This is a genomic window from Pseudomonas duriflava (assembly GCF_007830155.1).
GTDB lineage: Bacteria > Pseudomonadota > Gammaproteobacteria > Pseudomonadales > Pseudomonadaceae > Chryseomonas > Chryseomonas duriflava.
Map to the genome: position 1 here is coordinate 191,580 of NZ_VLKY01000012.1, position 10,711 is coordinate 202,290.

General features: G+C 53.2%; 12 protein-coding genes and 1 rRNA gene. 8 read left to right on the forward strand and 5 right to left on the reverse strand.

What is annotated here, in order from left to right; translation table 11 throughout:
* The first annotated feature begins 7 nt into the window (after window positions 1–7).
* Both IQ22_RS17480 and IQ22_RS17485 read left to right on the forward strand, forming a co-directional pair.
* Window positions 8–499 (forward strand): DUF3299 domain-containing protein, encoded by a 492-nt coding sequence (locus tag IQ22_RS17480; RefSeq protein WP_145144339.1) that lies wholly within the window; start codon window positions 8–10, stop codon window positions 497–499.
* A gap of 92 nt (window positions 500–591) precedes the next feature.
* Complete coding sequence (locus IQ22_RS17485) at window positions 592–1,275, forward strand: OmpW/AlkL family protein (RefSeq protein ID WP_145144341.1); 684 nt, start codon at window positions 592–594, stop codon at window positions 1,273–1,275.
* 51 nt (window positions 1,276–1,326) lie between these two features.
* On the opposite strand, the gene IQ22_RS17490 is transcribed toward IQ22_RS17485, so the two are convergent.
* From IQ22_RS17490 to IQ22_RS17500, 3 genes are read right to left on the reverse strand one after another with little or no spacing between them, the layout of a single operon-like run.
* Window positions 1,327–1,632 (reverse strand): RnfH family protein, encoded by a 306-nt coding sequence (locus IQ22_RS17490; protein WP_145144343.1) that lies wholly within the window; start codon window positions 1,630–1,632, stop codon window positions 1,327–1,329.
* Complete coding sequence (locus IQ22_RS17495) at window positions 1,625–2,059, reverse strand: type II toxin-antitoxin system RatA family toxin (RefSeq protein WP_145144345.1); 435 nt, start codon at window positions 2,057–2,059, stop codon at window positions 1,625–1,627. Before IQ22_RS17495 ends, IQ22_RS17490 begins: the two co-directional genes overlap by 8 nt.
* A 7-nt stretch (window positions 2,060–2,066) precedes the next feature.
* A complete protein-coding gene (locus IQ22_RS17500) occupies window positions 2,067–3,470 on the reverse strand; it encodes a sodium-dependent transporter (protein ID WP_145144348.1) in 1,404 nt (467 codons plus the stop codon).
* A 100-nt stretch (window positions 3,471–3,570) separates the two neighbouring features.
* Between IQ22_RS17500 and smpB the strand changes: the two genes are divergently transcribed.
* Window positions 3,571–4,044 carry an SsrA-binding protein SmpB gene (smpB, locus tag IQ22_RS17505; protein ID WP_145144350.1) on the forward strand — a complete coding sequence of 158 codons (474 nt, stop codon included), beginning with the start codon at window positions 3,571–3,573 and terminating at the stop codon, window positions 4,042–4,044.
* Between the two features lie 41 nt (window positions 4,045–4,085).
* Here the strand turns inward: smpB and IQ22_RS17510 are convergent, their stop codons facing one another.
* A complete protein-coding gene (locus IQ22_RS17510) occupies window positions 4,086–4,859 on the reverse strand; it encodes a GntR family transcriptional regulator (protein ID WP_145144351.1) in 774 nt (257 codons plus the stop codon).
* A 249-nt stretch (window positions 4,860–5,108) separates the two neighbouring features.
* On the opposite strand from IQ22_RS17510, the gene IQ22_RS17515 reads away from it, so the two are divergent.
* The 5 genes from IQ22_RS17515 to IQ22_RS17535 all read left to right on the forward strand — a co-directional run bounded on the left by IQ22_RS17515 (window position 5,109) and on the right by IQ22_RS17535 (window position 10,346).
* Window positions 5,109–6,803 carry an L-lactate permease gene (locus IQ22_RS17515; protein WP_145144353.1) on the forward strand — a complete coding sequence of 565 codons (1,695 nt, stop codon included), beginning with the start codon at window positions 5,109–5,111 and terminating at the stop codon, window positions 6,801–6,803.
* Between the two features lie 97 nt (window positions 6,804–6,900).
* Entirely contained in the window at window positions 6,901–7,725 is an 825-nt protein-coding gene (locus IQ22_RS17520; RefSeq protein WP_145144355.1) for a (Fe-S)-binding protein, read from the forward strand.
* A complete protein-coding gene (locus IQ22_RS17525; RefSeq protein ID WP_145144357.1) occupies window positions 7,722–9,173 on the forward strand; it encodes a LutB/LldF family L-lactate oxidation iron-sulfur protein in 1,452 nt (483 codons plus the stop codon). The genes IQ22_RS17520 and IQ22_RS17525 overlap by 4 nt, the downstream gene beginning before the upstream one ends.
* Window positions 9,170–9,841, forward strand: a complete 672-nt coding sequence (locus IQ22_RS17530; RefSeq protein WP_145144359.1) for a LutC/YkgG family protein — start codon at window positions 9,170–9,172, stop codon at window positions 9,839–9,841. The genes IQ22_RS17525 and IQ22_RS17530 overlap by 4 nt, the downstream gene beginning before the upstream one ends.
* A 217-nt stretch (window positions 9,842–10,058) precedes the next feature.
* Window positions 10,059–10,346: a hypothetical protein gene (locus IQ22_RS17535; RefSeq protein ID WP_145144361.1), complete on the forward strand. Its 288-nt coding sequence runs from the start codon at window positions 10,059–10,061 to the stop codon at window positions 10,344–10,346.
* A gap of 149 nt (window positions 10,347–10,495) precedes the next feature.
* On the opposite strand, the gene rrf is transcribed toward IQ22_RS17535, so the two are convergent.
* Window positions 10,496–10,611: ribosomal RNA gene (gene rrf / locus IQ22_RS17540) — 5S ribosomal RNA — on the reverse strand.
* Between the last annotated feature and the right edge of the window lie 100 nt (window positions 10,612–10,711).

Below are 10,711 nucleotides of genomic sequence, written 5' to 3' on the forward strand. Positions count from 1 at the left end.
AGTCATGATGTACCGTTTCTTGCTCGTGCTGGCTTTGCTGATTGCCACTCCGCTCTGGGCGGCAGAACCGCGTCAACTGAACTGGTCCAACCTGATTCCAGAAGGTGCGCCTCCGCCACCTCCCCCCGTTGCGCTCCACCAGGGCTCATTGGACGAAAGCGGCCCTGCTGCACTCCAGTCATCACCTGATGCTCCGGTCGTCAAAGCACTGAACGGCCAGACCGTCAAATTGCCAGGCTATATCGTTCCGCTCATGGTGACTGAAGAAGGCGAGGTGACAGAGTTTTTGCTCGTGCCCTACTACGGCGCATGCATCCATGTACCGCCGCCGCCGTCTAACCAGATCGTTTATGTCAAAGGCGCCAAGAACGTTCAGCTAGCAGCCCTGCACCTTCCCTATTGGGTCGAAGGTGCACTGCAGGTCGAAGCAGCCAGCAGCGAACTGGCGGCTGCCGGTTATCAGATGCAGGCGCAACGCATTACGCCCTACTCGCTCTGATCAACTTTTCATTGAGCCAGATCAATATCTCTCCCCAATGGGCTTCTTAGCATGTCGTGAGCTAACTAAATAACCCATTTTGGAGTATATCAATGCGCAAGCTGCCGTCTTCAGCCGCCCTACTAGCCCTCGTTATCGCCGCCCCTTTCGCCCAGGCGCACCAGGCTGGCGATATCATCGTGCGCGCCGGTGTGGCGACTGTTGACCCTCATGAAGACAGCAGCGATATTTCGGCTGCCGCGGTAGGTGGCAAAGTAGCTGGCACCAAGGCCACCGTAGATTCAGATACCCAGCTGGGCCTGGCCGGAGCCTATATGCTGACGGACCATCTCGGTATCGAACTATTGGCCGCTACGCCCTTCAAGCACAGTGTTGGAGTAAAAGGCCTGGGCGCACTGGATGGAAAATTGGCAGACGTAAAGCAGTTGCCGCCTACGTTGTCGCTGCAGTACTACCCGCTGGATCCGCAATCTCGCCTACAACCGTACGTAGGGGCTGGTATCAATTACACGTTGTTCTTTGATGAAGATCTGACCAGCAGTCGTAAATCCGCAGCAGGCGGCGGCTTCAGCAATTTGAGTCTGGATAATTCGTGGGGATATGCCTTTCAGGCAGGCGTGGACTACCAGCTGACCGACCACCTACTCTTCAACGCCGCGGTGTGGTACGCCGATATCGACACAACCGCCACGACCGACTCGGCGTTGGGCCGCGTCAAGGTCGATGTGGATATCGACCCATGGGTCTACATGGTCGGCCTAGGCTACAAGTTCTGATGCTTTCGGAAACAGAAACGCCTTCATCAGAGAGGGCGTTTCTGTTTTGCCTCAAAGCTCACGCTTAGCCTTGGCTGACTCTGCCCGCCGCTTGCGAGCGTCCTTCGGATCGATAATAAGCGGCCGGTAGAGCTCGATACGATCACCGGCCTCCACCTTCTGGCCTTCAGGATCAGCTACCCGTTTGCCAAAGATTCCTACAGGAAACGTCTCTACAGCCAGTTCAGGAAACCGCCCGGCCATACCGGAGCGATACACGGCCTCGCGGACTGTTGTACCAGCAGGAACCTCTAGCGCAATCAGTTCTTGTCGCTCGGGCAAGGCCAACACAACTTCGATGGTAACGAGCTCAGCCATAAAGTTGCTTGGCTCGCTGGCAAAACGCATCGACCATGGTGTTTGCCGCCTGATTGAACAACGGGCCCAGGGTGGCGCGAATCAACGCCCCCTGGTATTCAAATGACAAATCCAGAGAAATCTTGCACGCCTTTTCCCCTAGCGCCTTGAACTGCCATACGCCATGCAATTGGCTGAACGGTCCCTTTTCCAGATCCATGATGATGCATTGGTCCGGCGTAAGGGTGTTACGCGTTACGAACTGCTGGCTTAACCCTCCCTTGGCCACGGTCAGACCCGCCCGCATTTGCGTATCGTTCTGCTCCAGTACCTGAGCGGACGAGCACCAAGGCAGAAACTCCGGATAACGCTCCACATCATTTACCAGCGCATAGAGCGCCGAAGCGGGATAAGGCAGTAAGGCCGAGCGTTGTATGTGCGTAGTCATTGGTACCTCAATTCCAGAACTGTGCGGCGAACACGATGAGAATGCCCAGCGGCGCAACATAGCGCATCAAAAAGAAGGCCAGGGCGAACAATACCGGGCTGCGCACCGACAGCTCATCTCGCACCTGCTCACGCCCCATCACCCAGGCAGTGAACACGACAAAGAAGAGACCACCGAGCGGCAACATGATTCGCGAAGTAAGAAAGTCAATCACACCGAAGAAGTTCAGCCCGCCTGCCGCTCCCCATTGATATAGACTGAAGTGCCCGGCCTCGCTGACAAAAAACTTGGCCTCGGCCCATACGTTGAACGATAGCACGGTGCCCAGGCCGACAAACCAGCACAGCCCCGCCAGGATAATCGTGATCCGGGCACGCGACAGACGCGTCCGCTCGACCAGATAGGCCACCATAGGCTCCAGCATCGAAATAGCGGAAGTCCATGCTGCAATGCCGACCAGAAAGAAGAACACAAGCCCTACAACCTGCCCCAGCGTCACACTCCCAAAGGCCAGCGGTAGGGTAACAAACATCAGCCCAGGCCCTTCGCCTGGATTAAGACCAGCGGCAAAGACGATCGGAAACAGAGCCAGTCCGGCTAATAGCGAAACGAAGGTATCCAACAGCGCCACAGCCAGGACAGTCCGTCCAATGGAGGCGCTTTTGGGCATATAAGCACCATATATCAGAATCGAGCCGACCCCCACACTTAGCGAAAAGAAGGCATGCCCCATCGCTGGCAACAGCCCGTCCAGCAACTGAGACGGGTCGAAGTGAAACATGAAGCGGACCCCTTCCATGAAGTGCCCTGTAGTCAAGCTGTAGCCCAACAACAGCAGCAGCAACACGAACAGAATCGGCATTAGGATACGCAATGATTTTTCCAGGCCGTTCACGACCCCCTTGGCGATTACCCAGGCGGACAACGCCATGAACAGCGTATGCCAGAGCGCCATGCGCCACGGATCAGCGGTCAACGCCCCAAACAAGGCACCCGCTTTCGCACCGTCAACACCTTGAAATTCTCCCCTCCCGACTCCAACAATGTAATCAAGCGACCAACCGCCCACAACACTGTAGAACGACAGGATCAACAACGCATTGACCATGCCGACCAAGGCAGCCCATGACCAGCGTGGCGAGCGGCCAGCAGTAACGGCCAACTCACGTAACGCATTGGCAGGGCTCAGGCGGGCCCGGCGCCCAATCAACGTTTCGGCCAGCATGACCGGAACGCCGATGAGCCCAATACAGATCAGGAACATGATGACGAATGCACCGCCACCGTAGACCCCTGTCATATAGGGGAACTTCCAGATACTGCCCAGGCCTACAGCGGAGCCTGTTGCAGCAAGAATGAACACCCAACGGCTGGCCCATTCACCATGCACGGAAACCTTATCGTCTGACATTGAAGTTATCGGTACCAAAAAGTTGCCTATTCTCCGCCTTTCGCCAGCCCCTCTCAAGCACGTGGCGGTTGCCCTATCGACTCACCTATAATGCGCACCTATGGCTAAACAAAAGAAAGTCTCTTCAGGAACCATCGTGCAGAACAAAAAAGCGCTGCACGATTACTTTATCGAAACCCGTTTCGAGGCGGGCCTCGCCCTAGCCGGCTGGGAAGTGAAAAGCCTGCGGGCTGGCAAGGCGCAGCTGACCGATAGCTACGTTTTGCTCAAGGATGGTGAGGCTTGGCTGCTTGGCAGCCATATTACTCCCTTGCAAACGGCCAGTACCCATGTGATTGCCGACCCCCAGCGCACTCGCAAACTGTTGCTGCATAAGCGTGAGCTGGGCAAGCTGTTTGGTGCCGTCCAGCAGAAAGGCTTTGCCTGTGTGGCCTTATCGATCTACTGGAAAAAGCATTTAATCAAATGCGAAATTGCCCTGGCTAAGGGTAAGAAAGAATTCGACAAGCGCGCCACCGAAAAGGAACGCGACTCGAACCGTGAAATCCAGCGCGCTATGCGCAAGGACCCATGATGAAAAGGCGCCTTCAGGCGCCTTTCGTTTTCTAGCAGGACCTATGAGGGATGCTCACTCCGCCGTTGGGAGCGGGCGACGCGCCTCATCTCGTCCTGAGCTTCTTCCAGCACATTCTGTACATAATGAATATGCCGGCTCGAAATTTCACGAGCCTCTTCCGCCCGTCGCTCAATAATCGCTTCAAACAAGGCCCGATGCTGCTCCATGAGCGTATCTCGGGTTTCCTCTCGATAGGCGTACATACCGCCAATGTTGGTCACGACATTCCGCGTAAGCAGATCAAATAACCCTCGGATAGTATGTAGAAGCACAGCATTATGGCTGGCCTCGGCAATGGCTAGATGGAAACGGGCATCAGCGGCTCCCTCTTTCTCCCGAGTAATGGTCGTGCGCTCTAGATAACAACGCTGCAAGACCTCGAAAGCGTCTCGCAAGCGTGCATGATCCAGCTCAGTAGCCCGCAAAGCAGCATAATATGCACACGAGCCTTCGAGAGTATGCCTGAACTCCAAAAGGTCCCGCTGAGCCTCGGGAGTCTGGCCGAGCAGATGTAATAACGGATCGCTAAACGTGGTTCCCAAAGAAGAGGCCACATAGGTTCCTCCTCCCTGTCGACTGTTGAGCAGTCCTTTAGCGACAAGTTTCTGAATAGCCTCTCGTAAGGAAGGACGGGAAACCCCAAATCGTTCCGCCAGGACTCGCTCGGCAGGCAGCCGCTCGCCAGGCTTGAGCGTACCTTCAAGAATCATAGTTTCAAGTTGCGCCACGATGTCATCGGAAAGACGTCGCAGGCGCACTGGCCCGACTTCCATACCTATCTCCAAAAATACTTTTACAACACGCAAACGCGTTGCTTCAGACCAAAGTATCAGACGCAATGATTGACGTTAGCTAAGGTTACTTTTAACCTGAAAATCACTTTCCTGTAAATTGGTATTACCAATTCTCGAAAGGCGACAATTCCAATAAAAGCCTCGAGGTAAGAAAGATGCCTGTCTCCACGACTGTGTTTCGTGCTGTTTTGACTTTGCGCCTCGTGCGCATTTGACCGGAGAATCATCATGCAGCCCGGTCTCCTTGCCTTTTCCGCCTTTGCTCCTATCCTCCTAGCCGCTGTCCTGCTGATTGGATTTCGCTGGCCAGCCAGCCGTGCAATGCCACTGGTTTACCTAGTAAGTGCAGTCATCGCACTCTATGTATGGGACATGAGCTTCAACCGTGTCATCGCCTCGACCGTGCAAGGTCTGATGATCACGTTGAGTCTGCTATGGATCATTTTTGGCGCCATTCTGCTGTTAAATACCTTGAAGCACTCCGGAGGTATTACAGCTATTCGAGCTGGCTTTACTACGCTCAGTCCTGACAGACGTATCCAGGCCATTATCATCGCATGGTTATTCGGCTGCTTTATTGAAGGAGCCTCCGGATTCGGCACACCCGCCGCTATCGCAGCGCCCCTGCTAGTGGCGATCGGCTTTCCTGCCATGGCAGCCGTCATGCTGGGCATGCTCGTACAAAGTACACCTGTTTCCTTTGGTGCCGTTGGCACGCCGATAATAGTGGGTATCAACAGCGGCCTCGATACTACTACCCTTACTGCTCAGCTTATTGAACGCGGTTCTAACTGGGACATTTACCTGCAACAGATCACCAGTAGCGTTGCTATTACCCATGCCATCGTCGGAACCGTTATGCCGTTGATCATGGTCCTCATGCTGACGCGGTTCTTCGGTAAAGAAAAAAGCTGGAAAGCAGGCTTTGAAGTGCTTCCCTTCGCCATCTTCGCCGCTTTTGCCTTCACGCTTCCCTACGTTGCCACCGCGATTCTGCTTGGCCCCGAGTTCCCCTCCCTTTTAGGTGGGCTGATTGGCTTAGGTATCGTGACGACAGCCGCTCGAGCCAAGTTCTTCACACCCAAAACCACATGGGACTTTGCCGATGCTAAAGAGTGGCCTGCTGAGTGGCTGGGTAGCGTCGAGATAAAGCTGGATAAACTGGCGACACGCCCTATGGGGACTCTCCGCGCCTGGTTTCCCTATATTCTGGTAGGCATTCTGCTGGTTCTCAGTCGCGTATTTCCAGATATTGGAAGCGCCCTAAAATCAGTTACGGTAGGCTTCAAGAATATACTTGGCGAAACGGGCATCAACGCCAGTATCGAGCCGCTTTATCTGCCAGGTGGCATCTTGATAATCGTCGTGCTTGCTACCTATTTTCTGCACGGCATGCGTGGTCGGGAATTGGGCGCTGCGGTCAAAGAGTCAAGCGGAGTAATTCTCCAGGCAGGTTTCGTTCTACTCTTCACCGTTCCCATGGTTCGCATCCTGATTAACTCAGGCGTCAACGCCAGCGAGTTGCCCAGCATGCCGATTGCCATGGCTCGCTATGTGGCTGATAACGTTGGCGCTATCTATCCGCTCATCGCGCCCAGTATTGGCGCGCTCGGTGCGTTCCTAGCTGGCTCTAACACCGTAAGTAACATGATGTTCAGTCAGTTTCAGTACGGCGTAGCGAGCACACTTGGAATTTCCAGCGCGATGATCGTAGCCATCCAGGCCGTCGGAGCCGCCGCAGGCAACATGGTCGCGATTCATAACGTAGTTGCGGCTTCAGCGACCGTGGGCCTACTTGGCCGTGAAGGTACAACATTACGCAAAACAATCTGGCCCACCCTGTACTACGTTCTGTTTACTGGTCTAGTTGGGATGATCGCTATTTATGTCATGGGCGTCACTGATCCACTCGTTGGAGCATGACGGAGCATGACCTTTTTCGCCCCGCGAGCGGGGCGAAGCTGTTTCACCCTCTGTTGCAGATGCCTTAACGGCACTGCATATATCGGAGCAAGCCTGAATGAGCGAGCTTTTTTATAACGCCGCACCAAACGCAACCCGCGCGGCTCCGCCTATTCCCAAGCAGCGTCAATACCCTACACACAAGCCTCAACATGTGTACCTGTTTGGCACCTGCGTCGTTGATCTTTTTTATCCCCAAGCGGGTATGGACAGCATTCGCCTACTTGAGCGTGAAGGCATTACGGTTCACTTTCCTCAAGGCCAAAGCTGTTGTGGCCAGCCCGCCTATACGTCGGGTTATACCAACGAAGCTCGTGAAGTTGCACGAGTTCAGTTAGCACTGTTTCGCCAGAACTGGCCCCTTGTTGTGGCCTCCGGCTCCTGTGCAGGCATGATACGTCACCACTATCATGAGCTTTTCAAGGATGAGCCCGTCACGCTACGTCTGGTTGATACCTTGGCCGAACGCACCTACGAACTGGCTGAGTTTCTTCTTAATGTATGCAAAGTAAACCTCCAGGACCAGGGGGCACCTCTCAAGGTTGCACTTCACACATCCTGCAGTGCTCGCCGTGAAATGAACACACATCTACATGGCCGAGCGCTCTTAGCACAATTAAAAGGCGTGCAACGCGTCGAGCACGATCATGAAAGTGAATGCTGTGGTTTTGGCGGAACGTTCTCGGTGCGTATGCCCGATATTTCGGGTGCCATGGTAGCCGATAAGATCCGGGCGCTTCAGGAATCTGGAGCAGCCCAGCTCGTCACAGCAGACTGCGGCTGCCTCATGAACATTAATGGTGCTCTGGAAAAGCAGAAGGCGGTGTTACGCGGTCAGCATCTGGCCAGCTTTATCTGGCAGCGGACAGGAGGAACGCAATGAATCAGATGACTCTCATTCCCATCACTCAGATACCAGAACCAGCCTTTAAGGAGCGTGCACGCCAGGCACTTAATGATGATCAGCTACGTCGTAATTTCCGCATTGCGATGGATTCGCTTATGACCAAACGCCTAGCCGTTATGAGCGACACAGATGAAAGGGAGCGCCTACGTGAGATGGGTAATCATGTTCGTGCTCGGGCCTTATCAAAGCTACCTGATCTATTGGAAAAACTTGAAGACAATCTGACCCGTAACGGGATTCACGTTCACTGGGCCGAAACAGTAGACGAGGCTAATGCCATCGTTGAATCAATTGCCAAAGCACATCAGGCCAAACGGCTGATCAAAGGCAAATCTATGGTCAGCGAAGAAATGAACATGAACCATGTGCTGGGCGAGCATGGAATTGAGTGCCTTGAGTCAGACATGGGGGAATACATCATTCAACTGGCTGGCCAAAAGCCCTCACATATCATTATGCCGGCCATCCATATGAATGCGGGTCAGGTGGCTTCTCTATTCACCAAGACGTTAGGTACGGAATACACCACCGATGTCGACGAACTTATCCAGACGGGCCGCCGCGTCCTGAGACAAAAATTCTTCGAAGCCGATATTGGTATTTCAGGTGTTAACTTTGCTATTGCTGAAACAGGTACGCTGCTTCTGGTAGAAAATGAAGGTAATGGCCGGATGTCCACAGCCGTTCCTCCTGTACACATTGCCGTAACCGGCATTGAGAAGGTTGTAGAAAACCTGCGCGACGTCGTACCGCTCCTTTCTCTCCTTACTCGATCCGCCTTGGGCCAGCCCATTACAACTTATGTCAACATGATCTCCAGCCCGCGTAAAAGCAACGAGCTGGATGGGCCCCAAGAAGTACATCTGGTTCTTTTGGATAATGGCCGCAGTCAGGCGTTTGCCGACGGAGAGCTACGGCAGACCCTGAATTGTATCCGTTGCGGCGCTTGTATGAACCACTGTCCGGTCTATACGCGTATCGGAGGTCATGCCTATGGCACAGTGTACCCTGGCCCCATTGGCAAAATTATTTCGCCTCACCTATTAGGTCTAGAAAACACGCCTGACCACCCCAGCGCATCTTCACTGTGCGGCGCATGTGAGGAAGTATGTCCGGTAAAAATACCTATTCCCTCTCTTTTACGCCGGCTACGGGAGGAAAACGTCAAATCACCAGAAGCAGTACCCTATAGGCTGCGCGGACAGGGGAGTAAGTTCTCATCCAAGGAGCGGATGGCTTGGAAAGTTTGGAGTAAACTTTACGCCTCACCCACGCTGTACAGAAGCTTTGTATATCTTGCGACACGATTTCGCTCATTTACGCCCGGAAAAGCAGGCCCTTGGACTGAGCATCATGTGGCTCAAAAACCAGCTGCACGCTCACTTCATGAGCTGGCGCGTGAACACTTGGAAGAAAGCCAATGAGTGCACGCTCTAATATCTTGGCCAAACTTCGAAAGAGCCTAGATAATACGACGCCTCTACCTGACGACTATGACGTTGAGCTGGTTACCAAGCCATGGTCCTATCCACTAGCAGAGCGCATTACTCGGTTACGCACGCTTATGGAAGCCGTCCATACGGAAACCTACTTAAGCACGCAAGAAGAATGGCATACCCGCGTTGAGCAGATCTTGAATGAGCGGCATATCGGTAGGCTTTTGATTGCACCAACAACGCCGTACGGCCAGCACCTTATTAAACAGTGGCAGAGTCGAAACGGAACTCCTACGCTCAAAGCTTACGACCGCCCTATCGAAGAGTGGAAAGCTGAACTGTTTAATGACACGCCGGCTAGCCTTACCGGAACGTTGGGCGCCATTGCAGCGACGGGTAGCTTGGTACTCTGGCCCAATACTGAAGAACCACGCTTAATGAGTCTGGTTCCGCCCCTTCACATTGCCCTGTTGAAAGCCAGTGAGATCGCAGACAACTTCTATACTTTTCAAGAAACGCATCGGTGGCGTGACGGAATGCCAACCAATGCTTTGTTGATTTCAGGGCCGTCAAAGACTGCCGATATTGAACAGGTATTGGCTTATGGTGCCCATGGCCCCAAAGATCTTATTGTAATGATCCTTAAAGATGCTTAATTAAAAACCAAACAGCTTAAGCATGCTGTATGTAGGATCTAAAGTAGCCTAATAGGCATGCCTGAAGCATTTCCTTAAGAAACGGATGAAACGTAAGCGGCAGAAAATAGTCCACCGTTATAAGGCTGGTTAGTCCTAATTCAGGAGACAGCATGATCCCTTTTGACCTAGCCTAAAAGTTTGCTTACGTAATATTCACCTCAAGGAGATACGCCTAATGAAACGTACTGTCTTTTTGGCTTTAAGTGCTGCGCTCATGGTATCACCCGTGTTTGCTGAAGATCTTTGTGCTATTCAACTTCAGAAAATTGAGAACGCGCTGAATACCACACCAGCTGCCTCAAGTGGTTCAAACGTTCAAATTGAGCGTATCAGAGAGTTTCAGAAAGAGGCTCAGCAACACCAAAAAGCAGGCGATATTGAAAAATGCATAGCGTCTGCGAATCAGGCTCTAACCTTAGCCCGCCAGCCAGGTGGAGACACAGATACAGGCGGAGCTAAATAAACCGAACGAGACCTGTTTAAAAGGAGACTACTCTAGGTTGAGTGCGCTTAGGGCCCCTGCTCCAAATTTGGCCGCCCTTGCCGCTCAGTTCTGGGCTCTGAAAAGACAAAACCCCCGGGCCGTTAGGCCTGGGGGTTTTGGGTATAGGTGCTTGACGATGACCTACTCTCACATGGGGAGGCCCCACACTACCATCGGCGATGCTTTGTTTCACTTCTGAGTTCGGAATGGGATCAGGTGGTTCCAGAGCTCTATAGTCGTCAAGCAATTCGGGTGAGGAATCGCTGTTACTCGCTTCCTCGAATGGGTATGTGATCAGGTAATTGCGGGTTCGCAAGCTTTCGGCTTTAGGCGTCTTCCCGTAG

Coding starts and splice junctions, on each gene's coding strand:
- IQ22_RS17520 (WP_145144355.1), top strand. CDS start 6,901: ATGAGCGAGCTTTTTTATAACGCCGCACCAAACGCAACCCGCGCGGCT.
- IQ22_RS17510 (WP_145144351.1), bottom strand. CDS start 4,859: ATGGAAGTCGGGCCAGTGCGCCTGCGACGTCTTTCCGATGACATCGTG.
- smpB (WP_145144350.1), top strand. CDS start 3,571: ATGGCTAAACAAAAGAAAGTCTCTTCAGGAACCATCGTGCAGAACAAA.
- IQ22_RS17515 (WP_145144353.1), top strand. CDS start 5,109: ATGCAGCCCGGTCTCCTTGCCTTTTCCGCCTTTGCTCCTATCCTCCTA.
- IQ22_RS17495 (WP_145144345.1), bottom strand. CDS start 2,059: ATGACTACGCACATACAACGCTCGGCCTTACTGCCTTATCCCGCTTCG.
- IQ22_RS17535 (WP_145144361.1), top strand. CDS start 10,059: ATGAAACGTACTGTCTTTTTGGCTTTAAGTGCTGCGCTCATGGTATCA.
- IQ22_RS17530 (WP_145144359.1), top strand. CDS start 9,170: ATGAGTGCACGCTCTAATATCTTGGCCAAACTTCGAAAGAGCCTAGAT.
- IQ22_RS17480 (WP_145144339.1), top strand. CDS start 8: ATGTACCGTTTCTTGCTCGTGCTGGCTTTGCTGATTGCCACTCCGCTC.
- IQ22_RS17525 (WP_145144357.1), top strand. CDS start 7,722: ATGAATCAGATGACTCTCATTCCCATCACTCAGATACCAGAACCAGCC.
- IQ22_RS17485 (WP_145144341.1), top strand. CDS start 592: ATGCGCAAGCTGCCGTCTTCAGCCGCCCTACTAGCCCTCGTTATCGCC.
- IQ22_RS17500 (WP_145144348.1), bottom strand. CDS start 3,470: ATGTCAGACGATAAGGTTTCCGTGCATGGTGAATGGGCCAGCCGTTGG.
- IQ22_RS17490 (WP_145144343.1), bottom strand. CDS start 1,632: ATGGCTGAGCTCGTTACCATCGAAGTTGTGTTGGCCTTGCCCGAGCGA.